The organism is Allobosea massiliensis, assembly GCF_042655245.1.
Lineage (GTDB): Bacteria > Pseudomonadota > Alphaproteobacteria > Rhizobiales > Beijerinckiaceae > Allobosea > Allobosea massiliensis.
In genome coordinates, this window is record NZ_JBHSLU010000127.1 from 33,925 (window position 1) to 56,092 (window position 22,168).

Consider the following 22,168-nt stretch of genomic DNA (forward strand, 5'->3'; position numbering starts at 1 on the left):
TCACCGCCACAGGCATCGTCGCAGGTTGTCGCCACGCTAGCTGCACCGCCAGCCGCGCGTGTTGACCTCGATCAATGCTGACGGGCGGCGCCCGTCGGACCCTGCAGTCGCGGGGACGAGACGGGCGAAGCCGTCCCCGCGCAAGTCTTTCTCCGACCCTCCGTGGTGCCGCTGCGCCGCGGATGCGGTTTGCCCGTCGTCCCGTCCGCGGAAGGCCGATCCGATGAAACTCCCGAAAGCCGGCTGGCTGCTGCCGGTCGTCGCCCTCCTCGCAGCCGGAATCGGCTATCTCGCCTGGCAGCGTCTGCGTGCCGGGGACCTGCCGGAGGGGCTTGCCAGCGGCAATGGCCGTATCGAGGCGGTGGAGATCGACGTCGCCGCGCGCGTCTCCGGCCGGATCAAGGAGATGCTGGCCAATGAGGGCGACTTCGTCACGGCCGGCCAGATCGTCGCGCGGATGGACACCGAGACGCTGGAGGCCCAACGCGCCGAGGCGCAGGCGCAGTATGAGCGGGCGGTGATCGCGGTCGATACGGCCAAGAGCCTTGTCGTGCAGCGGCAGGCCGAGAAAACTGCGGCGACCGCCGTCGTCGCCCAGCGCGAGGCCGAGCTCGATGCCGCCCGCCGCAAGCTCGGCCGGTCGGAACAGCTCTCCGAGCGCGGCAATGTCTCCGACCAGGTGCTCGACGACGACCGGGCCCGGGCCCAGGGCGCCACGGCCGCCGTCGGCGCCGCCAAGGCGCAGCTCGCTGCCAGTGACGCTGCCATCAGCTCGGCGGTATCGCAGGTCGTCGGGGCGCAGGCCGCGGTGGCGGCCGCGCAGGCGACGGTGCGGCGCTTCGATGCCGATATCGACGACAGCGCGCTGAAGGCCCCGCGCGACGGGCGCGTCCAGTATCGCGTCGCCCAGCCGGGTGAGGTGGTGGCGGCAGGCGGGCGCGTGCTCAATCTCGTCGATCTGCAGGACGTGTTCATGACTTTCTTCCTGCCGACCGGGCAGGCGGGCCGCGTCGCGATCGGCGCCCCGGCGCGGATCGTGCTCGACGCGGCGCCGAGGCTCGTCATCCCGGCCTCGATCTCCTTCGTCGCCGATGTCGCCCAGTTCACGCCGAAGACGGTGGAGACGACGCAGGAGCGCGAGAAGCTGATGTTCCGCATCAAGGCGCGGATCCCGCCCGAGCTGCTGCGCAAGCATATCCAGCAGGTGAAGACCGGGCTGCCGGGCGTGGCCTATGTCCAGCTCGATCCGCAAGCGGCCTGGCCGCAGCGCCTCCAGACCGGCCTGGTTCAATGAGCGCGCTTCCGGCCGCGGCCGGGGCGCCGGTCGTCAGCCTCGCCGGCGTCGGCCTGAGCTACGGCCAGACCCGGGCGCTCGAGAGCGTGACCGTCGATCTTCCATCGGGCTGCATGGTCGGGCTGATCGGTCCCGACGGCGTCGGCAAATCGAGCCTGCTGTCCCTGGTGGCCGGCGCGCGCATGATCCAGACGGGTTCGGTCACGGTCCTCGGCGGCGACATGGCGAATGCGGCGCATCGGCGCGCGGCCTGCCCGCGCATCGCCTATATGCCGCAGGGCCTCGGCAAGAACCTGTATCCGACGCTGTCGGTGTTCGAGAACGTCGAGTTTTTCGGGCGATTGTTCGGGCAGGGCCGGGCCGAGCGCGAACGGCGCATCGCCGAGCTGCTGGCGAGCACGGGGCTCGCGCCCTTCGCCGGCCGGCCGGCGGGCAAGCTTTCGGGCGGGATGAAGCAGAAGCTCGGCCTGTGCTGCGCGCTGATTCACGATCCCGATCTGCTGATCCTGGACGAGCCGACCACCGGCGTCGATCCGCTGTCGCGGCGCCAGTTCTGGGAGCTGATCGACACGATCCGCGCCGGGCGACCCGGCATGAGTGTCGTCGTCGCCACCGCCTATATGGAAGAGGCGGCACGGTTCGACTGGCTGGTGGCGATGGATGCAGGACGCGTCCTCGCCACGGGTGCGCCGGCAGACCTCCTGGCGCAGACCGGCGCTGTTACGCTCGACGAGGCCTTCATCGCGCTGCTGCCGGAGGAGAAGCGCAAGCTCCACCATGCCGTCGTCATTGCGCCGCGCGACGCGGAGACCCATGCCGAGATCGCGATCGAGGCCGAGGATCTGACGATGCGCTTCGACGATTTCGTCGCGGTCGACCGGGTCAGCTTCCGGATCCCGCGCGGCGAGATCTTCGGCTTCCTCGGCTCGAACGGCTGCGGCAAGTCGACGACGATGAAGATGCTGACCGGGCTGCTGGCCGCGAGCGAGGGCCGGGCCCGGCTGTTCGGTGCGGAGGTCGACCCGCGCGACATGCGCGTGCGCCAGCGCGTCGGCTACATGTCGCAGGCCTTCTCGCTCTATTCCGAGCTGACGGTGGCGCAGAATCTCGACCTGCACGCCTGCCTGTTCCGGCTGCCGCCGGAGAGCATTCCGGCCCGCGTGGCCGAGATGGTGGAGCGGTTCGACCTCGCTTCCGTGATGGATGCGCTGCCGGACGCGCTGCCGCTCGGCCTGCGCCAGCGCCTGTCGCTGGCGGTGGCGCTGATCCATGCGCCGGAAATCCTGATCCTCGACGAACCGACCTCTGGCGTCGATCCGGTCGCCCGCGACGGGCTCTGGCAGATCCTGGCCGATCTGTCGCGGCGCGACGGCGTCACCATCTTCATCTCGACCCATTTCATGAACGAGGCGCAGCGCTGCGACCGCATCTCGCTGATGCATGCCGGCAAGGTGCTGGTCAGCGACACGCCGGCGGCGATCGTCGCGCAGCGCGGCAGCGCCACGCTGGAGGACGCCTTCATCGGCTATCTGGAGGAGGCGATCGGGGAGGCAGGGGCGCCGCCGCAACCCGCGCCGGTGGCTCCGCAGCCTACCGCCGTGGCGGTGGCCGCTCCCCATGCGGAGCGCCGCCTGTTCGATCCGCGCCGGATGCTCAGCTACTCGCGGCGCGAGGCGCTGGAGCTCAGGCGTGACCCGATCCGCGCCACGCTGGCGCTGGTCGGCAGCCTGCTTTTGATGTTCGTCATCGGCTACGGCATCAATTTCGACGTCGAGAAGCTGTCCTTCGCCGTGCTCGATCACGACCGGACGCTCGCCAGCGGCGATTACGCGCTGGGGATGGCCGGATCGCGCTACTTCGTCGAGACCGCGCCGATCAGCGATTATGCCGATCTCGACCGGCGGATGCGCCGCGGCGAACTGGCGCTCGCCATCGAGATTCCGCCCGGCTTCGGGCGAGATCTCGCGCGCGGACGTCCCGTCGCGGTCGCGGCCTGGATCGACGGGGCGATGCCGCAGCGGGCCGAGACCGTGCAGGGCTATGTCCAGGGCCTGCACAGTGCCTGGCTGACGCAGAAGATGCGCCTGCTTCTCGGCGAGGACGCGGCCAGCGCCTCGTTCCGCATCGAGACGCGCTATCGCTACAACCCCAATATCGAGAGCCTCGTCGCGATGGTGCCGGCGGTGATCCCACTGCTTCTGCTGATGATCCCGGCGATGCTTTCGGCGCTCAGCGTCGTCAGGGAGAAGGAGCTGGGCTCGATCATCAACCTCTATGTCACCCCGGTGACGCGGTTCGAATTCCTGCTCGGCAAGCAGCTGCCCTATATCGCGCTCGCGCTCGCCAATGCGCTGCTGCTGACGCTCTTCGCCGTCTTCGTCTTCCGCGTGCCCTTCACGGGCGATCTCCTCGCCTTCGCCACTGCTGCCTTCGTCTATGTGGTGGCGGCTACGGCGATGGGGCTGCTGATCTCCAGCTTCATGACCAGCCAGATCGCGGCGATCTTCGGCACGACGATCCTGACCCTGCTGCCGGCGACGCAGTTTTCCGGCATGACCGACCCGGTCTCCTCGCTGCAGGGGGTGGGCGCGCTGGTCGGACGGATCTATCCGACCGCGCATTTCATGACGATCTCGCGCGGCACTTTCTCCAAGGGGCTGGGCTTCGGCGATCTCGGGGGCAGCTTCGTTCCCCTGCTGATCGCCGTGCCGGTGCTGCTCGGGCTGGCCACGTTCCTCCTCAAGAAACAGGCGCGGTGAGCGATGCGGCCGGCGAACATCCTGCATCTCGGGATCAAGGAAATCCGCGGTCTGCTGCGCGACACGACCCTGCTGGTGCTGATCGTCTACAGCTTCACGCTGGCGATCTACAGCCAGACCAAGGCGGTGCCGGAGACGCTCAACCGCGCCGCCATCGCGATCGTCGACGAGGACCGCTCGCCGCTCTCCTCGCGCATCGTCACGGCGTTCTATCCGCCCTATTTCACGCCGCCGCGGGTGATCACCGCCACCGAGATGGACCGGCGCATGGATGCCGGGCTCGACACCTTCGCGCTCGACATTCCCCCCAATTTCCAGCGCGACCTGCTCGCCGGACGCAAGCCTGCGATCCAGCTCAATGTCGACGCGACGCGGATGACCCAGGCCTTCAGCGGCAATGTCTACATCCAGAGCATCGTCGGGGCGGAGATCACCGAGTTCAGTCAGCGGGCCCGCGGGACGGCGGCCTCGCCGGTCGAGCTCGTCCAGCGCCTGCGCTTCAATCCGGAGCTCAACAAGGGCTGGTTCGGCGCGGTGATGAACGTGGTTTTGAGCATCACCATGCTGTCCATCGTGCTGACCGGCGCGGCGCTGATCCGCGAGCGCGAGCACGGCACGATCGAACACCTGCTGGCGATGCCGGTGACGCCCTTCGAGATCATGACGAGCAAGGTCTGGTCGATGGGGCTGGTCGTGCTCGCCGCCTCGGCGCTGTCGCTGATCGTCGTGGTCCAGGGGATGCTGGGCGTGCCGATCGAGGGCAGCATCCCGCTCTTCCTGCTGGGCGCGGCGCTGCTGCTCTTCGCCACCACCTCGCTCGGCATCTTCCTGGCGAGCATCGCCGGCTCGATGCCGCAGTTCGGGCTGTTGCTGATGATGGTGCTCTTGCCGCTGCAGATGCTCTCGGGCGGCATGACCCCGCGCGAGAGCATGCCCGAGATCGTGCAGACGATCATGCTGGCGGCGCCCAACACCCATTTCGTCATCCTCGCCCAGGCGGTGCTGTTCCGCGGGGCGGGGCTCGACGTGGTCTGGCCGCAGCTGCTCGCCCTGATCGGCATCGGCGCGGCGCTCTTTGCCGTGTCGCTGCGGCGCTTCCGGCGTTTCCTGCGCTGAGGGCGGCGCCTCAGGAGCGGGCGTATTTGGCCCCGCAGAAGGAGCGCGCATTGTCGGTCCACTGGCCGAAGCCGGTGGCGACCATGTTGCGGATGACGGTGCAGACATAGCGATGCTGGGCCGGGTTGTTGTGCGGCCCGGCGTGATAGCGCGCCACCGCCATGGTCCAGCTCGTATGGCGGGCCTTCAGCCGCTTCAGGAACTTGGCCGAGTATTCGACGTTCAGCGCCGGGTCGAACATCGCGTCGAGGCTGGGGAACTGGTCGCGATGGTAATGATGGTTGATCTGCATGCAGCCGATGTCGATCAGCTTCTTGCCGCGGGCCCGCGAGGCCTGGAATTCGGCCAGCGCCTCCTCCTTGCTCGCGCCGAAGAAGGCGCGGCCATGGATGTTGAGCGCATAGGGCTGCAGCGAATTGCGCCTGCCGCTTTCGGTCAGGCCGACCGAATAGAGCACGCCGACGGGGATGTCATAGGCCTTCGAGACGCGGATCATATGCTCCTCGCAGACCGTCTGGGCGGCGGCCGGCGTGAACAGGCTAGAGATAGCGAAGAGGGTCGCGGCCAGGGCGATGGCTTTCGCGGCGATCATGGGTGTCCTCCGTGCTGATGAGGGCCTCGTTGCGGGCGTCCTGTCGTTGCGGTGATGGCCGGTCATTTTGCCGGTCGTTCTGCCTGTCCTGCTGGCGCGAGGGGTCGAAGCCGCGGCCGTTGCGGCCGGCCCCCTCCTCGCGCGTGCCGTCGCGGGGCGCGTCCTGGCCCGGGCGTGGATCGGCGCCGGCCGATTCGACATGGACGGTCTCGACCGAGACCTGATCGAGCGCATGGCCGCTCGCCCGCACGATCTCGCGCAGGGCCTCGCGGTCATTCGCGAGCAATTGCGCGGTCTCGGCGCGGCTGGCCTCCAGTCGTACCTCCATGCCGCCCTGCGAGATGCGCAGCTTGACGACGATGCTGCCGAGTTCGACCGGGCTGAGCTGGATGTGCAGGATCTTCGTCGGCTCGGCGATGCCGCCGGGCTTCGCCGTCCCGAGATCTGGAACCTCCTCCGCGCGCGACGCCGAAAGCTCGGAGGCCGCCTGCCGGATCGGCTCGGCGACCTGCTGCAGCGGCGAGAGGCGCATGACCGGCGGCAGATGCGTCTCCTGCCGGATAACGGCGATGGTGAAGGGCTTGTCCGGGCCTGCGTCCTTCGCTGTGACCTCGGCGGCGGCCGGCTTCGGATCGAGCAAGCCCGTCGCGTCCGGCAGATCGGGCAGGGCGACTTCCTCCGTCGGCAGCGCGATACCTGCCTCTGCCGTCGCGGGCCGCGGGGCCGGTTCCAGGGCATCGGCCGCGCCGGTGGCGGCCCGGGCGAGAACGCCGTTCAGCGCGGCGAATCCGTCGCGGCGCGGGCCGGTTTCGCGACGTGGTTCGGGCCGCGTCTCCGGGGCGGGGGGCTGGGCTGCGCCGAGCAGGAGCCGCGCCGCATCGGCCGCGCCGTCGGTGGGGATGGTCGGTTCCGTCGGGGCGGTGGCCAGGAGATCGGCGAGGCGCTCGGCGGGGAAGGCCTCGGCCTTGTCCCCGGGCTCCGCGCGGCCCGGCTCCGTGGGCTTCTCGGCAACGCCCTTGCCGGCGCCCTTGTCGAGCGTCTGCAGCAGGGAGCGGAAGGCCTGGCCACGCTCCTCGCGCCCGCCGGCCGTCAGGCGTGTCTTGGGGTTCTTCGCAGCCTCGGCGCCGCGGGGGGATGGCAGAACGGGTGTCTCGACCTGGCTCATGGCCGGGCTTCTCCGGAGCGGACGGGGGTGAAGACGGGGTCGGCGAGCAGCTTCTGCGCCTCGGCGAGGCTGCGCTCGGCCCCCGACAGCAGGCGCTTCATCCGTGGGTCGAGACCGGCGGGTTCGGCGGTGACGGCCGGGGCGGGAGTCTGGGCGCCGCCGGGGGGCGCATCGACGATCTCGGCGGCGACGCGCAGGGCGGTGCGCAGGATGTCCTGCTCGTCCGGCGGCAGCCGTTTGGCGTCGATGGATTTCAGCGTGTCGAGACTGCCGCCGCTCCGGTCGAGGCCGATGCGCGAGGCGGCGCGGTAGAAGGAGGCGCGCGTGACGGTGGCCTGATCGGCGCCGGGAATCCGCGCCACCTCCTCGGCGGCGAGGCGCGCCTGCTCGAAGCGCCCGCGCACCAGTGCGTCGCGGGCGATGATCAGGAGCACGGCGCGCTGCTGCTCGCGGTCGAAGGCGCGCAACGTCGCCACCAGCTTGGGAAACTTGGCCGGGTCGCGGCCGATGTCGAAGCGCACCAGCCCGGTGGCGAAGCTCTGGCGGAAATGCTCGGCATAGACCGAGCGGTCGAAGCGCCGCATGTACTGGGCGGTGCCCTTCTCCAGCCGGTCGAGATCGTTGATCTCGGCGGCGATGAAGACGGCCCGGCGCAGCGCGCCCTCCTCGACCAGCGAGCCGGGCGAGGCCAGCCTCGCCTGGTCGAGCAGCTGCAGCGCCCGCTTCTGGTCGTCGCGCAGGATCAGCGTGGCCTGGACGAGGGCGAGATGGCCGGCCAGCGATTCATGCAGGCCGGCGGGGTCGAGCGGCATCAGCAGCGCCTTCGCCCGGGCGCCATCGCCCATGACATAGGCGAGCGCGCCCTCGGCCAGGCCCTTGGGCAGCCCAACCGGCTCGCCGCGCCTGACCAGCTCGGCCAGGGGACCGGGCTGGCCGCCGCTCAGCACATATTGCACGGCGGCGCGGGTGTTGCGGGGATCGTCCCAGACCGCGGCAGGCTGCGCCGCCATCGCCTGTTCGAGATCGCGCAGCAGCTTGGTCTGGGCGGCGTGGGCGGCCCGGTTGCCGGCGGCCGCCTCGTTCTGCAGCGACTGCAGGGTGCGCACGAGCTGATAGGGCGGGGCCGGCGCCGGCGCGGACTCCTGAGCCGCCAGGGCCGGTGTCGCCAGCGCGAGCGCGACGGCCAGCAGGAACAGGCGCCTCATGCGCGCTTCTCCCGGATCAGGATCTCGATGCGGCGGTTCTCGGCGGCGTTGGGGTCACTGGCGCGCGGCCGGCGGCTGGCATGGCCCTCGATATGCTCGATCCGGGACTGGCTGATGCCGCCCTGAACCAGCAGGTCCTGGGCCGTATGGGCGCGCGAGGTCGAGAGCCGCCAGTTGTCGCTGCGGCCATCGCGGAAGGGCCGCGCATCGGTATGGCCGCGGATGACGATGGCGCCCTCGCGCTCCTTCAGCACGGCGGCGACGCGCTGCATCGCGGCCACAGTCTGCGGATGCGGCTCGGCCGAGCCGATGCCGAACATGCCGAAATTGGCGTTGTCGGTCAGGCTGATCAGCACGCCCTCGTCGGTCTTGCGGACATCGACCTGCGGCTGGTCGGCCCGCTGGGGCCCGCCCCTGGCGATGGCCGAGGCAATGGCCGAGGCCATCGCCTCGTCGGCGCGCGACGCCATGGCGGTGGTGGTCGTGGCAGTGGCCGCGAGCCCCGGGCGCGGCGACATCGCGGGAGACACGGCCGGGGTTGCCACCGCCACCCCCGAAGGTGGGTCGGCGACGGGCGGGTTCGCGGCGACAGTTGTCATGGCTTCGCCCGAGGGCTGCGGCTTCGGGGCGGACTCGCTCGCGGCCGCTGGCGCCGGGGCGGCGTCTCCCGCGAAGGCCTGCTGTCGCTCGGGCCTGTCGGTCTGGGGCGTCTGGCGCCAGAAGTTCGGGTCGAAGGGGTCGCGCATTGCCTCGCCGCCATTCATCCCCGGCTTGCCGGTAGCCCCGAGCGTCAGCGTCGAGGCCCGGTCGGAACCGGGTTCGGGCTTGGCGGCGGCGACCTCGGCGAGAACGGCATAGGGATCCTCGAAGGCGGCCTTGCCCTGGCGTGGATCCTTCAGCGTCGCGCTCGGCCGCCGGTCGGAGCCGGTCTTGGCGGCGCCGACCTCGTCGCCGTCATGGCGGCTGGTGCTGTCGACCTCGCCGGGCTCGGCGTCCTGCGGGTTGCGCACGCCCTTGCGGTCCGAGGTCGTGTCGGAAAGCTTGATCGGGTTGAAATACTGGGCGACCGTCTGGCGCGTCTCGCGATTGGTCGAGTTGACCAGCCAGAGCACGAGGAAGAGCGCCATCATCGCCGTCATGAAGTCGGCATGGGCGATCTTCCAGACGCCGGTCTTGATCTGATCCGTCGGGCGGCCGGCGCTGCGGCGGAGGATGATGAAATCCTGGCGGTCGGTGTCCATGGAGCGGCCTCCGATGCGGACGTGCGGGTTCAGGCGGCGGGCCGGCGGCGGCGATCCGGGCCCTGGCCGCGGAGCCGCGCGACCCAGGCCGCGATGCGGGTTTCGATGACGGTCTCGCCGAGGACGATCGACACATCGACCGCCTCGGTCTCGGCGAACTCGACCGCCGTCCCGGCGGGAAAGACGCCGCGCAGGGTCGCCAGCAGGTCGGCCGGGCCGCTGACGCGGATCACGGCCCCGTCCCCGCCGCTGAGCAGCGGGCGGATCTGGTCGATCAGCGCGCGGCTCGCGGCGTCGCTGAGTTCACGCTCGAGGAAGGGCCGCAGCAGCCGCCCGGTCGTCTCGGCGAGGCTCTCGCCCAGAGCTGCGAGCGCCCGGGGCAGCTCGGCGGCCAGCGGCGTCGCCACCGCCTCGGCCCAGGCGAGCCGCGCCTGTTCGAGGGCCGCCTCGGCGGCCTGCGTCTGGCGGGCGGCTGCGGCCTGCGCTTCGGCGCGGGCCTCGGCGAGACCCGCCTGGCGGCCGTTCTCGAAGATGGCGTCGAGATCCGGTGGCGGTTCGCGCGGGGTGCGTGGCAGGAAGGCGGGCAGCTCGATCTCGGGCTCGGGCGCGGCCGTGCCGGCCTCCGGCAGGAGGGCGAGCTCGCTTTCGTCGATCTCGAAGCTCGGGATGAAGTCGGCGGCGGACCGGTGCTTCACGCGCGCTCTCCCTCATGGATCCACCGCTTCAGGATCGCGGCGGCCTGGGCCTCGTTGAAGTCGATCAGCTGCTCCAGCTTGCGCAGCGGCGAGCGCTGTGAGGCGTTGGTGAGGTCGCCGATCAGGTTGAGGCCGATCTCGCCGCCGGCGATCTGCAGCTGGGGATCGACGGCCGAGACGGTCGCGTCCTCGGTGATCGCGGCGACGGCGGCCGGCGCCGGGCGCTTGAGGATGGCGTTGATCGAGGGCCGCAGGCCGAACCAGATGATCAGCGCGGCGAGGCCGAGGATGGTGACCGCGTTGATCAGCGTGCCCGACTGGCGCAGCAGCGCCTCGGCGACGCCGACGGGCGGCGTCGGCTCCAGCGTGCGGCTGCCCTGGAGGAAGTCGACCGCCAGCACCTTGACCGCGTCGCCGCGCTGGTTGTTGACGCCGGCGGCGGAGGCCACGACCTGGCGGACATCCTCCAGCCTGGCCTCGATCGCCTCGGGGCTGGGTGAGGCGCCGAGCGATTCGACGAGGCGCGGCCGGTTGATCAGCACGGCGATCGACATCTTGGCGACCGAGTAGCCGTCGCTGACGGTCTGGATGCGCTTGGAGGAGATCTCGTAATTGGTCAGCTCCTCGCGGCGCTGCTTCTCCTCGCTGGAGCGCTGGCCGCCATCGGCGCGCACGGCGCGCTCCGGCACGTTCTGCTCGACCGTGGTCGGCTCCTGCGTCGCGGCGTTCTGGGAGGTGTCGTTCTCGCGCACGACCCGGACCGAGCGCTCGACCTTGGAATCGGGGTTGAAGACCGTTTCGCTGGTTTCCTTCCGGTCGGTGTTCAGCTCGGTGGCGACGCTGATCTCGAAATTCTCGAGGCCGAGATAGGGCGTCAGCGCCTTGCGGACATTGTCCTGGATCTCGCGGCTGACGCTCTGCTGCAGGCCCGCGAGCTTGGAGGAGGCCATCTGGCCGGGCTCGCCGCCGGTCGCGAGCAGGGTGCCGTCGGTATTGAGCACAGTCACCTTCTCGGCCGAGAGGCCCGGCACGGCCGAGGCGACGAGATGGCGGATCGCCTGCGCGACATGGCCGGCGCCCGAGGTCTCGGTCCGCACGACGACGCTGGCGGAGGCCGGCTGCTGGTCGCGCCGGAACGAGCCCTTGTCGGCGAGGACGAGATGCACGCTCGCCGCCTTGACCCCGCGCATGAGCTGGATGGTGCGGGCGAGCTCGCCCTCCATGGCGCGCACGCGGGTGACCTCCTGCATGAAGGAGGTCAGGCCGAGCGAGCCGAGCTTGTCGAAGAGCTCGTAGCCGCCGCTGGTGCTGCGCGGCAGGCCCTTTTCGGCCAGCAGCATGCGGGCCTGGGCGGCCTGGGACGGCTTGACCAGGATCTGCGTGCCCTCGGAATTGACGTCGAAGACGACGGCGGATTCCTGCAGCGCCGCGCCGATGCGGTTGACGTCCTCGCGCTGCAGCCCGCTGTAAAGCACGGTCAGCTCGGGCCGGCTCAGCTGATAGGCGCTGATGCCGATCGCGGCAAAGACGAAGAGGCCGATCGCGGCCAGAGCGGCCAGTCGCTTCGGACCCAGTTGCTGGAGGTTGAGCCAGATCTCTTCCGCGTATTGCCGGCCCGGCATCGTCGTTCCTTCATGCGTGGCAGGTGATGACGCCACTGTGCTGGGCGAGCCTTGCGCGAGCATTGCGCGGGTTCAGGCGGCGTCCCGCCGGGCGACGACGGAAAAGGCCGCGCTCCCGGGGGAGAGCGCGGCCCTGTCTGTCGTTTGGAGGTGCCTTTCGCGTCAGCCGCGGAACAGCGACAGGATGCTCTGGCTGCCGGAGTTGGCGATCGACAGCGCCTGGATGCCGAGCTGCTGCTGCGTCTGCAGCGCCTGGAGGCGGGTCGATTCGGCGTTCATGTCCGCATCGACGAGCTGGCCGATACCGCGATCGAGCGAGTCCTTCAGGGCCTTCACGAAGTCCTGCTGCAGGCCGATGCGGTTCTTGATGGCGCCGAGGTTGGTGGCGGCATCGGTGATCGTGCCCAGGGCATCGTCGACGGCCGAGATGTAGGTCTCGAGCTTGGCGAGGTCCGTGGCATTGTCGGTCAGCTTGGAGATGTCGATGTCGGCGACGGAGAAGGTCTCCCAGGCGGTGCCGGTATAGGCATCGTAGGTCTTGTCCAGGATGCCCTTGTTGCTGTCGACCGGGGCAGCCAGCGCCGTCAGCGTCACCGCCGCGCCGAGACCGGCGACGCTGGCGTCGATCACGACGTTCGCATCGTTGCGGCTCTTGAACGCCAGGGCGTCACCGGCGGCGTTGATGCCGACCGACAGACCCTCGACGCCGAGCTTGTTGATCTCCTTCGCGATGTCCTTCAGCGAGGTGCCGGCGGCCACCGCGATGTTGAGAGCCGGAGCCGCGCCGACGGTGACGGTGATGTTGCCGCCGACGTCGAGCAGGGGATCGCGGGCCGCGGTGGTGGCGGTCGGGAAGGTCTGCGCCGCATAGGCCGTGTCGAGGTTCGCGTCGTAGAGCTTGATCGCGTTCAGATCGACGGTGACGGTGTCGACCTGGACCTGGCCGCCGGCGCGGGAGAAGGACGAGACGACCGACTTCGTGGCGTTGTAGCTCGACGCCGTCGAGTCGACCGAGATCCAGTTCTCGCCGTTGAACACCGCGGAGTCCGCCGTGTTCTTGAGCTGGCTCTGGAGCTCCTTGATCTCGCTCTGGATCTTGTCGCGGTCGACGCCGGGGGTACGGGCCGCGACGAGCTTGGCCTTGATCTCCGAGACGACTTCGACCGTGCCGTTCAGGCCGGTATACATCGTGTCGATGGTCGCGGCGCCGAGGCCGAGAGCGTCCTGCACCGCGCCGAGCGCCTTGTTGTCCGAGCGCATCGTCGTGGCGATCGACCAGTAGGCGGCGTTGTCGGAGGCGGTCGAGACGCGCTGGCCGGTGGCGATGCGGTTCTGCGACTGGGCGAGGTTCTTGTTCGTCTGCGTCAGCGTCTGCAGCGCAGTCATCGCGGAGGTGTTGGTGAGCAGGCTGGTCATGATGATGTTCCTCAATCTGGAAGGGATTGGTGGGAACATTCCGGGTTTGCACCGGGATGGCAGGGCGGCTTCATGCCTTTGACGCCGGGGACGCACCCATCGGGTCAACCTGCCATGGGTCTGGTGTAGCGGGCGAAGCTTGCGCGGGGCTGGTGGGCCGCTGCGCGCCGTCACGCCACCTTCTTCGCATAGACGAGGCAGAGCAGCTCGGCGACGACCTTGTAGAATTCCGGCGGGATCATCTGGTCGAGCTGGACGGCGGCGTGGAGCGAGCGGGCGAGCGCGCGATCCTCGACCACGGGGATGTCGTTGGCTTCCGCGATCTCGCGGATCTTGAGCGCGATCAGGTCCGTGCCCTTGGCGAGAACGAGGGGAGCGCCGCCCTCCTCCTGCACATAGCGCAGCGCCACGGCGTAATGGGTCGGGTTGGCGATGATGACGGTGGCGCGGGGCACGGCCGCCATCATGCGGTTGCGGGCGCGGTCGCGGGCGAGCGAGAGCCGGCGCGACTTCAGGATCGGGTCGCCTTCGGCCTGCTTGTGCTCGTCCTTGACCTCCTGCTTGGTCATGCGCAGCGAGCGGCGCCAGAATTTCTGCGTCCAGACCAGGTCGATCGCGACGATCACGATCGTGGCCACGCAAGCCGCCGAGAGCAGGCGGATCGCGATGGTCAGGATCAGTTCCGGAAGGGCGCTGGGGTCCCTCAGCATGGCCGTCACCACCGTGTTCTTGTCCGATTTGAGGATCAGCCAGACGGTCACCGTGATGGCGGCGAACTTGGCCAACGACTTGCCGAATTCAACGAGGCCCTGGCTGCCGAAGATCCGCGTGAAGCCCTTGGACGGCGAGAGCCGCGACCATTGCGGCGTGATCCGTTCGAGGGCGAGCTGGGGCGGATGCTGCAGGAAGGCCGCACTCAGGCCGAAGACGAGGAAGAGCGCGAAGACGGGCCACAGGAAGAGGCCGGCCTGCATCGCGGCGTGGAGCAGAAGCGCGGTCGTGTTGCCGCTGGTCGAGATGTCGAAACCGGCGGGGTCGGCCAGGAAGTCGGAGAGATGGCGCGCCATGGCGGCCGCGCCGTCGCGCATCAGGAAGACGCCGGCGATCAGCGTCGCCGCGATGGCGGCGAAGATCGGAGCTTCCTTGGAGGAGGGCGTGTTGCCGCGCTCGACGGCATCGCGCACCTTCTTTTCGGAGGCTTCCTCGGTCTTGCTCTCCTGGTCCTGTTCGGACACGTATCGTCACCTCCCCGTCGGCATCCTGCCGATTATTGGAAATAGGCGCCCTCCTCGCGGTCCGGGTTGAGTTCGATCTCGCCGCGGCTCGCCATCTCCAGCGCGATGTCGGTGATGGCGCGGCGGGCGTCGACGACGTCGCGCTGCAGCGCCGGCTCGCCGTTCTCGAGGTCCTGCTGCACGATGCGGCGCGCGCGGGCCGCGAGCGAGGACAGGATCTGGTCGCGGAAGGCGGCCTCCGTGCCCTTGAGCGCGAGCACGAGCCGGTCGGTCGGGACCTGGTCGAAGATCGCCATGCGGGCGCGGGCGGAGAGCTTGACGATATCGTCGAAGGTGAAGAGCAGGCCCTTCAGCATCTCCGCCGATTCCGGCCGGATCCGCTGCAGGCTGCCCAGCGCCTCCTCCATGTCCTGGCTGTCCATCTTGTTGAGGATGTCGGCCATGCGGGCATGGGTGTCGGCGCCCTTGTTGCGCGAGAGGTTCAGCGTGAAGCCTTCGTAGAGCGCCTTCTCGACGATGGCCGCCGGCTGCTCGGCCACCGGCTTGAGGTTCAGCATGCGGCGCATCAGCTCGTGGCGCTTGTCGGCCGGCCACTGCGTCATCACGCGCGAGGCGCAGGCCGGCTTGAGCTTGGACAGGACATAGGCCGCGGTCTGCGGGTGCTCCTTGGCGAGATAGCCGGCGAGCGCGCTCTCGGGCATCTGCGAGATGCGGTCCCAGATCGAGCGGTTGGCGGCCTCCGCGGTCTCGCCGATGATCTCGGTGATCTCCTCGGGCGGCAGCACGCCGGTCAGCAGCTTCTGCACCTCGCTGGGCGAGCCGACCAGGTTCATGCCGCGCGAGAACTGGTCGCTGAACTCGTCGACGAGATCGGCGATGTCGTCGGCGGCGACCGGGCCGAGCTCGGAGGCGCGCCGCATCAGCGCGCGGACCTCGGCGGTGTCGAGATGCTTCAGCATCCGTCCGGCCAGCGGCTTGCCCATGGCGAGCACGAGCACGGCCGCCTTGCCGGCGCCGCCGAGCGCCGCCGTCTTGCCCGCCGGGGCGGGCATGGCGGGGCTTGCGGCCCGGTTGTCCTTCGCGATCGCCGTCATCGTGCGTCTCGCCTCATTCTTCGAACTTGGCCTGGACGCCGACGATCTCGGTCAGCGAGACGCCGAAGCGGCTGTTGTCGTCCTCGACGATGACGACCTCGCCGCGCGCCACGATGCGCCCGTTGACGACGACGTCGACCGGCTCGCCGACGCGGTGGTCGAGCGGCACCACGGCGCCACGGCGCAGCTTCATCAGATTGGCGACCTGCATTGAGGCGCTGCCGAGCACGACCTGGATCGTGACGGGAATGCGCATCACCGCTTCGAGATTGAGCGGGTCGTCGGCGGGCGGCGGAGCTTCCGCAGCCTCGGGCTCGGCCGTGGCCTGCGGCTCCATCAGGGCGACATCGGCCTGCTCCTCGGAGAGGGCGAGGTCGGAGAGCTTCATCGGTTTGGTCGGCTTCTTCATGGTGGTCTCCCGGCGGGAAGCGATCGGAAACGGCCGTCAGGCGGCGTTGGCCTTGCGGCCGGCGGCATGGGGCGCGTCGAGGCCGGCGCCGATCCGCTTGAGCTCGCCGGCGAGGCGGCGGCCGGCATCGATGCGCTGGCCGAGTTCCTCGACGACGTCGCGGCCGCTGGCATGCAGCTCGCGGATGGTGGCCTGGATGGCGGAGAGCGCGGTCTCGGTCTTGCCAAAGACCTGCTGAAACTCGGCATGGTAGGCGCGCATGCGCTGCAGCTCGCGGCGCATGCGCAAGACCTGGAGGCTGGTCAGCAGCAGGGCCACGAAGAGGACGGCTTCACCGAGATAGAAGATCATCGAAAAACTCCTGTTCCTGGTTGGCGCTGTCCTGCACGCGCAGGACATAGGACCCGTCGCGCTGGCCGAGCTGGCACCAGAAGACGGTCTCGTCGTTGCACTGGAGGCGGACGGGGGAGCGCGGCGAGGCCTGCAGCTCGATGACCTGGCCGATCTTGAGGGCGCTGATCTCGCCCAGCGTCATCGGGCGCTCCTCGAGGATCGCCTGCAGCCTGACCTCGGTCTTGTGGACCTCGGTCTGGATCTGCCGCGTCCAGCGCTGGTCCTTGACGGTGGTGTGGCCGGAGACGACGCGGGTCAGGCTCTGGCGGATCGGGTTCAGCGCCGTCTGCGGGATGATGACGAACATCTGCCCGCAATTGTCGAGACCCTGGACCAGAAGCTGCGACTTCACCGCCAGGTTGCTGCGGCTGCCGATGGCGGCGAAATACATCCGCGTCTCGATCTGCTCGAAGATGAAGCTGACATCGGCGACCGGGCTGAAGGCGGCCTTGAGGTTCTGCGCCGCCAGTTCGCAGAGCGCCTGCGCGACCTGGATCTCGATCGGCGTGTAGGGCCGCTCGTCGTCCGGGAAGTCGGGCTCGTATTTGTAGGGGCGCTCGCTGCCGTCGGCGCCGAAGAGCACCTCGATCAGGGTGAAGACGAAGTCGCGGTCGAAGCCGATCAGGATGCGCGAATCCCATTCCGGCGAGTGGAAGATGCCGGCGATGGTGTTGTGGGCGTGGGCGTTGAGCGCGTCGCCGATGCGCTGGCTCTGGACGTTGGCGACGGAGAAATAGGTCGGCGAGGTCGACATCTGGCGCACGGCGTCGGCACAGCCGGTGGCGAGCCGGTCGAAGACCATGCGCAGCATGGGCAGCCGGTCGATCGAGATGCCGGTCGATTCGAGGAGCTTGTCCTCGCGGATGGCCTGGGCGGCGGTGCTCATCAGGCGGCTTCCTTCTGGGCGCGGTCATTGGCGGGCGCCGCGCGCTGGCCAGCGCCGCTGATGGTCTTGTCCTCGACCTCGTCGATGGAGGGCCGCTCGGCGGCGGAGATGACCTTGCGGCCATATTCGAGCGCGACCTGGGGCGCGGCGCCGTTGATGAAGGCGAGCAGGGTCTGCTTGACGACGATGTAGACGCGCAGCTGCTTTTCGCGCACTGCCTTGATCTTGAGCGAGATCGGCCCGATCACCCCGTAGGAGAAGAAGATGCCGGCGAAGGTGCCGACCAGGGCCGCGCCGATGAAGCCGCCGAGCAGGGCGGGCGACTGGTCGATCGCGCCCATCGCCTTGATGACGCCGAGCACGGCGGCGACGATGCCGAGCGCGGGCAGGGCCTCGGAGACGGTGCCGAGCGCATAATAGGGCTTCAGCCGGTCCTGGACCTGGCTGCCGATCTCCTCGTCCAGCAACGCCTCGACCTCATGGGCCTGCGCCTTGCCGACGATGATCAGGCGGAAATAGTCGCAGATGAACGTCGTGAGCTGCGCATCGGCGAGGACGCTGGGATAGGCCGCGAAGAGCGCCGATTCATAAGGCGTCTCGATGTGCTGCTCGATCTCGGCGCGGCCCTTGTTGCGCAGCTCGCGCATCAGCGCATAGAGCACGCCGAGCACCTCGAAGTAATGCGCCTGGCTCGGCGTGGTGTTGCGCATCGCCTCCATCACCGCCGCGCCGGTGTCGGTGACCGTCTTCATCGGGTTGGCGACGAAATAGGTGCCGATGGCGGTGCCGAGGATGATCACCAGTTCCCAGGGCTGCCAGAGCACGGCGACATGCCCGCCCATCGCGGCAAACCCGCCGATGAGCGAGCCGATCGCAATCAACAGTCCGACCAATACGCTCAAGACGCCGCTCCTTCTCGCAATCTGCAAGTGAAGCGCTAGAGGAGCTGGCTTGCGCGAGGCTGAAACGACTGTCGCGGGACAAAGGTCAGGTCCGCGCAAGCCTTGCGCGGGAGCGTGACGTCTCACGAAGGTCCGGGCGCAGGCCCGGATCACTGCCGGGATTGCGACGATGACCACGACGACGATGGCGTTCCAGGCCGTGGCGCGGAACCTGCCCAAATCGCTGGAGCGGGCGGCCGCGGTGCCGCAGACGGCCAATGAGAGCGCCTACTATCTCGCCAATATCGGCAAGATCAAATCGATCGACGACTTCCTCGGCAACGACCGGATCTATCGTTACGCGATGAAAGCCTTCGGGCTGGAGGAGATGACCTACGCCAAGGGGCTGATCCGCAAGGTCCTGACCGAGGGCGTCGACTCGTCCTCCAGCTTCGCCAACAAGCTGACCGACCCGCGCTACAAGGAGCTGGCGACGACCTTCAATTTCGCCCGTTACGGCACGGCGACGACGAGCTTCGACCGCACGCAGAAGCCGATGACCGAGCGCTATGTCCGCCAGGTCTTCGAGGAGCAGCAGGGCAGCCAGAACGAGAATGTCCGGCTCGCCCTCTATTTCGAACGCAAGGCGCCTGGCCTCAAGAACGCCTATGAGGTGCTGGCCGATCCGGCGCTGCTGAAGGTGGTGCAGACGGCGCTGGGCATCCCCGCCTCGACCTCGATGATGCCGATCGACAAGCAGGCGGAGATGATCTCGAAGAAACTCGATTTCGACCAGCTGAAGGACGCCGAGGGCGTCCAGCGCTTCCTGCTGCGCTTCACCTCGCTCGCCGATATCGGCGCCAGCCAGAGCGCGGCCAACAACGCTTTGACCATCCTCGTCGGCCCGCCGGTCGCGGCGGGCGTCAGCACCGATGTCCTGTTCAGCATCCAGAATCTCCGCCTCGGAGGCGTGTGACCATGCAGTCCTCGATCTATGTCGGCCTGTCCTCCCAGCTCGTGCTGGAGAAGCGCATGGAGACGCTGGCGCGCAACGTCGCCAACATGAACACGGCCGGCTTCCGCGCCGAGGAGGTCAAGTTCAGCACCTTCCTGTCGAAGAAGGGGCCGGATGCGGTCTCCTTCGCCTCGGCGGGGGAGACCTATATCAGCCGCCTCCAGGGCGGGCTCGACAAGACCGGCAACCCGCTCGACGTCGCCGTCGAGGGCGAGGGCTGGCTCGCCATCAATACGCCCGCGGGCACGGTCTACACCCGCGACGGGCGGATGAAGATGACGCCGCAGGGCGAACTGCGCACGCTCTCGGACCATCCGGTGCTCGATGCCGGCGGCGCGCCGATGCAGCTCGACCCCGAAGGCGGGCCTCTGGTGATCGCGCGCGACGGCATGATCTGGCAGGGCAACCAGCAGGTCGGCGCGATCGGCCTCTTTTCCATCGACCCCGCTGCCAAGCTGCAGCGCCACGACAATTCCGGCGTGATCCCCGATCGCCCGGCGACGCCGATCCTCGATTTCGTCCGCAACGGCGTGCGCCAGGGCTTCGTCGAGGGCTCGAACGTCAACCCGATCCGCGAGATGACCAAGCTGATCGCGGTGACGCGCGCCTTCGAGAGCGCCGCCAATGCGATCGACAAGGGCGAGAAGGCGGTCGATGGCGCCATCCGCTCGCTCGGCGAGAGCTGAGCGGTCGGACGGCATCCCCATGAACGCCCTGACACGTCTCGAACAGGCCCTGGCCGGCGGGCCGCAGCCGCATGATCTGGTCCAGGTCAGCGGCAGCGTCAGCGAGGTCACGCCGGCGGCGCTGCGCGTCGGCGGCCTCTCGCGCTTCGTGCGGCTGGGTGAGCGCATCGCGCTCTCGACCCAAGGCCGCGCCGAGCTGGGCGAGGCGATCCGGATCGACCGCGACGGCGTGCTGGTGAAGCCCTTCGCGACGACGGTCGGCGTCGGGCTCGGTGCCCGCGCCAGCCTCGCCGGGCCGCTCGTGCTGCGCCCTTCCCAGGGCTGGAAGGGCCGCGTCGTCAACGCTTTCGGCGAGCCCATCGACGAGGGCGGGCCGCTGCCGGCCGGCGACGTCGCGATGCCGGCCGAGGGGCCGCCGCCCGAGGCGATGAAGCGGGCGCGGGTGACGCGGCCGATCCGCACCGGCGTCAAGGTCGTCGACCTGTTCACGCCGCTCTGCGCCGGCCAGCGCATCGGCATCTTCGCCGGCTCCGGCGTCGGCAAGTCGAGCCTGCTCTCGATGCTGGCGCGGGCGCCGGGCTTCACCACCATCGTCATCGGCCTCGTCGGCGAGCGCGGCCGCGAGGTGCGCGAGTTCCTCGACGACACGCTGGGCCCGATGCGCGCCCAGGCGGTTGCCGTCGTCTCGACCAGCGACGAGAGCGCGATGATGCGCCGTCTCGCGCCCAACACCGCCATGGCGGTCGCCGAATACTTCCGCGACCAGGGCGAGGACGTGCTGCTGATCCTCGATTCCGTGACACGCCTCGCCCATGCCGCGCGCGACGTCGCGCTGGCGGCCGGCGAGCCCGCGGTCGCCCGCGGCTATACGCCGAGCGTCTTCAGCACGCTGCCGAAACTGCTTGAGAGGGCGGGGCCCGGCGTCGAAGGCACCGGCACGATCACCGGGATCTTCTCCGTGCTGATCGACGGCGACGACCACAACGACCCGGTCGCGGATTCGATCCGCGGCACGCTCGACGGCCATCTCGTGCTCGACCGCGCCATCGCGGACCAGGGCCGCTATCCGGCGGTGAACGTGCTCGGCTCGGTCTCGCGCCTCGCCCACCATGTCTGGACGCCGGAGCAGCGCGGGCTCGCCTCGCGGATGAAGGCGCTGATCTCGCGCTTCGAGGACACGCGCGACCTGCGGCTGATGGGCGGCTACCAGGCCGGTGCCGATGCCGAGCTCGACAAGGCGATCGTGCTGGTGCCGAAGATCTACGAGGCCCTGCACCAGGAAATGAGCGCAGCGCTCAGCACGGATGCCTTCAAGGATCTGGCGAGCACGCTGCAAGGGTGAGGGCAGGGGTTTCCTTCCTGCGCCATCAGGGCCATCCGCGCCGTCATCCCGGTCAAGCCGCGCCAGCGGCGCCGCTCCGGGATCCATCGAAGGGCGCCTGGCCCTCCGATGGATCCCGGCGCTCCAGCCGGGATGACGGCGCGCGTAGCGGATGCGTGGGGTGGCGCCGATGCGCCTCGCAGCCGCTCTCAGCCGCGCAGCTGGTCCTTGCGGACGTAGTTGAATTCCTTGACCAGCATGTCCTTGACCAGCTCGCCACCGAGACGGGCGTTGACCCCGGTCTTGACCGTCTTCAGCAGCGCGTCGATGTCGACGCGCTCCAGCCGGGAGAAATCGACCTTGCCGTTGGAGTAGATCGCCCGCAGCGCCTCGTCGCGGACGTAAGCGTGCGGTTTCACGGTCATCTGGCGGAGCGTGCGGGCATCGGCGGTGAAGACGAACTGCGCCGCGACATAGCCCTGCACATCGCCATTCGCGATGATCGGCACATGGATCAGCGCGGTTTCCTCGTATTCGAGGCCTTCGAAGAACGGCGTCTCGGCGGCCGGCGGCGTCTCGGCGCGCCAGGTCAGGGCCATGTGGCCCGAGACCAGCGTGACCCCGCAGACCCAGGCGCCGAGAACGAGCAGCTGCGCCGTGGTCATGAAGCGCGGGCCCGCGGGACCGAGGTGGCCGCGAGGCGCGAGGTGGCGGAATAGGTTCCGTCCGACTCGGCGTCGATCAGCGTGCTCGTCATGGCGGAGGCGATCTCGCGCACCGCCTCGAGATGCATGCCGATCGCCATGCGGTTGTGCTCCAGCTTCAGCCGCAGCGTCGACAGGCGCGCGATCAGCGGGCCGTCGCCGGCCTCGTCGCGCATGGCGCGCAGCGCCCGGCTGGCGTCGAGCAGCAGCCGGCTCTTGATCTCGTTGAGGCGGTTGAAGTCGGCGCTGCGCAGCGCCATCAGCTCGCCGGTCTCGTGGTCGATCGCCTGTTCGAGGCGGTCGAGCACGGCCCACATGGCGCGCGAGGCGGCGCTGGGGGCCGCGGGCTCCTCCTGCATCGCCACGGGCGGCGGGACAAGTGCGGGGAGCAGGGCCGCGACCTCGGCGGAAAGGGGCGTATCGGACAGCTCGGTCATGG

The 22,168-nt window shown here is 69.3% G+C and carries 21 protein-coding genes; 6 read left to right on the forward strand and 15 right to left on the reverse strand.

Annotated elements, in window-relative coordinates; all coding sequences use genetic code 11:
* Positions 1-223: 223 nt before the first annotated feature.
* The 3 genes from ACFPN9_RS26985 to ACFPN9_RS26995 are packed head-to-tail and all read left to right on the forward strand — an operon-like array spanning position 224 to position 5,169.
* Entirely contained in the window at positions 224-1,294 is a 1,071-nt protein-coding gene (locus ACFPN9_RS26985; protein WP_066724072.1) for an HlyD family secretion protein, read from the forward strand.
* Complete coding sequence (gene rbbA, locus ACFPN9_RS26990) at positions 1,291-4,053, forward strand: ribosome-associated ATPase/putative transporter RbbA (RefSeq protein WP_066724069.1); 2,763 nt, start codon at positions 1,291-1,293, stop codon at positions 4,051-4,053. The genes ACFPN9_RS26985 and rbbA overlap by 4 nt, the downstream gene beginning before the upstream one ends.
* A 3-nt stretch (positions 4,054-4,056) precedes the next feature.
* On the forward strand, positions 4,057-5,169 hold the full coding sequence (locus tag ACFPN9_RS26995) for an ABC transporter permease (protein WP_066724066.1): 1,113 nt from the start codon (positions 4,057-4,059) through the stop codon (positions 5,167-5,169).
* Between the two features lie 10 nt (positions 5,170-5,179).
* Here ACFPN9_RS26995 and ACFPN9_RS27000 read toward each other — a convergent pair whose 3' ends face one another.
* The 13 genes from ACFPN9_RS27000 to motA all read right to left on the reverse strand — a co-directional run bounded on the left by ACFPN9_RS27000 (position 5,180) and on the right by motA (position 18,024).
* A complete protein-coding gene (locus tag ACFPN9_RS27000; RefSeq protein ID WP_066724063.1) occupies positions 5,180-5,761 on the reverse strand; it encodes a transglycosylase SLT domain-containing protein in 582 nt (193 codons plus the stop codon).
* On the reverse strand, positions 5,709-6,926 hold the full coding sequence (locus ACFPN9_RS27005) for a flagellar hook-length control protein FliK (RefSeq protein WP_066724060.1): 1,218 nt from the start codon (positions 6,924-6,926) through the stop codon (positions 5,709-5,711). The genes ACFPN9_RS27000 and ACFPN9_RS27005 overlap by 53 nt, the downstream gene beginning before the upstream one ends.
* On the reverse strand, positions 6,923-8,131 hold the full coding sequence (locus ACFPN9_RS27010) for a hypothetical protein (protein WP_066724058.1): 1,209 nt from the start codon (positions 8,129-8,131) through the stop codon (positions 6,923-6,925). The genes ACFPN9_RS27005 and ACFPN9_RS27010 overlap by 4 nt, the downstream gene beginning before the upstream one ends.
* Positions 8,128-9,372, reverse strand: a complete 1,245-nt coding sequence (locus ACFPN9_RS27015) for a MotB family protein (RefSeq protein ID WP_066724057.1) — start codon at positions 9,370-9,372, stop codon at positions 8,128-8,130. Before ACFPN9_RS27015 ends, ACFPN9_RS27010 begins: the two co-directional genes overlap by 4 nt.
* A 29-nt stretch (positions 9,373-9,401) precedes the next feature.
* The gene (locus tag ACFPN9_RS27020) at positions 9,402-10,067 is read right to left on the reverse strand and encodes a hypothetical protein (RefSeq protein ID WP_066724054.1); all 666 of its coding nucleotides are present in this window, start codon (positions 10,065-10,067) and stop codon (positions 9,402-9,404) included.
* A complete protein-coding gene (gene fliF / locus ACFPN9_RS27025; protein ID WP_066724051.1) occupies positions 10,064-11,689 on the reverse strand; it encodes a flagellar basal-body MS-ring/collar protein FliF in 1,626 nt (541 codons plus the stop codon). Before fliF ends, ACFPN9_RS27020 begins: the two co-directional genes overlap by 4 nt.
* A 162-nt stretch (positions 11,690-11,851) precedes the next feature.
* Complete coding sequence (locus ACFPN9_RS27030; RefSeq protein ID WP_066724048.1) at positions 11,852-13,105, reverse strand: flagellin N-terminal helical domain-containing protein; 1,254 nt, start codon at positions 13,103-13,105, stop codon at positions 11,852-11,854.
* Between the two features lie 170 nt (positions 13,106-13,275).
* Positions 13,276-14,340 carry a flagellar biosynthesis protein FlhB gene (gene flhB, locus ACFPN9_RS27035; RefSeq protein ID WP_066724045.1) on the reverse strand — a complete coding sequence of 355 codons (1,065 nt, stop codon included), beginning with the start codon at positions 14,338-14,340 and terminating at the stop codon, positions 13,276-13,278.
* Positions 14,341-14,372: 32 nt separating this feature from the next.
* Positions 14,373-15,434 carry a flagellar motor switch protein FliG gene (locus tag ACFPN9_RS27040; protein WP_082735390.1) on the reverse strand — a complete coding sequence of 354 codons (1,062 nt, stop codon included), beginning with the start codon at positions 15,432-15,434 and terminating at the stop codon, positions 14,373-14,375.
* 13 nt (positions 15,435-15,447) lie between these two features.
* A complete protein-coding gene (gene fliN / locus ACFPN9_RS27045) occupies positions 15,448-15,843 on the reverse strand; it encodes a flagellar motor switch protein FliN (RefSeq protein WP_245282308.1) in 396 nt (131 codons plus the stop codon).
* 36 nt (positions 15,844-15,879) lie between these two features.
* Entirely contained in the window at positions 15,880-16,194 is a 315-nt protein-coding gene (locus ACFPN9_RS27050) for a hypothetical protein (RefSeq protein WP_066724041.1), read from the reverse strand.
* A complete protein-coding gene (locus ACFPN9_RS27055; protein WP_066724038.1) occupies positions 16,175-17,122 on the reverse strand; it encodes a flagellar motor switch protein FliM in 948 nt (315 codons plus the stop codon). The genes ACFPN9_RS27050 and ACFPN9_RS27055 overlap by 20 nt, the downstream gene beginning before the upstream one ends.
* Positions 17,122-18,024 (reverse strand): flagellar motor stator protein MotA, encoded by a 903-nt coding sequence (gene motA, locus ACFPN9_RS27060; RefSeq protein WP_066724035.1) that lies wholly within the window; start codon positions 18,022-18,024, stop codon positions 17,122-17,124. Before motA ends, ACFPN9_RS27055 begins: the two co-directional genes overlap by 1 nt.
* 169 nt (positions 18,025-18,193) lie before the next feature.
* On the opposite strand from motA, the gene ACFPN9_RS27065 reads away from it, so the two are divergent.
* From ACFPN9_RS27065 to fliI, 3 genes are read left to right on the forward strand one after another with little or no spacing between them, the layout of a single operon-like run.
* Positions 18,194-18,979, forward strand: coding sequence for a DUF1217 domain-containing protein (locus ACFPN9_RS27065; RefSeq protein ID WP_066724033.1), 786 nt, complete (start codon positions 18,194-18,196; stop codon positions 18,977-18,979).
* 2 nt (positions 18,980-18,981) lie between these two features.
* A complete protein-coding gene (flgF, locus tag ACFPN9_RS27070; protein ID WP_066724030.1) occupies positions 18,982-19,704 on the forward strand; it encodes a flagellar basal-body rod protein FlgF in 723 nt (240 codons plus the stop codon).
* Positions 19,705-19,723: 19 nt separating this feature from the next.
* Entirely contained in the window at positions 19,724-21,046 is a 1,323-nt protein-coding gene (gene fliI / locus ACFPN9_RS27075) for a flagellar protein export ATPase FliI (RefSeq protein WP_066724028.1), read from the forward strand.
* 188 nt (positions 21,047-21,234) lie between these two features.
* Here the strand turns inward: fliI and ACFPN9_RS27080 are convergent, their stop codons facing one another.
* Together ACFPN9_RS27080 and ACFPN9_RS27085 are read right to left on the reverse strand one after the other, a co-directional pair.
* Positions 21,235-21,690, reverse strand: coding sequence for a hypothetical protein (locus tag ACFPN9_RS27080; RefSeq protein WP_066724023.1), 456 nt, complete (start codon positions 21,688-21,690; stop codon positions 21,235-21,237).
* Positions 21,687-22,166 carry a hypothetical protein gene (locus ACFPN9_RS27085; RefSeq protein WP_066724020.1) on the reverse strand — a complete coding sequence of 160 codons (480 nt, stop codon included), beginning with the start codon at positions 22,164-22,166 and terminating at the stop codon, positions 21,687-21,689. The genes ACFPN9_RS27080 and ACFPN9_RS27085 overlap by 4 nt, the downstream gene beginning before the upstream one ends.
* Positions 22,167-22,168 lie beyond the last annotated feature (2 nt).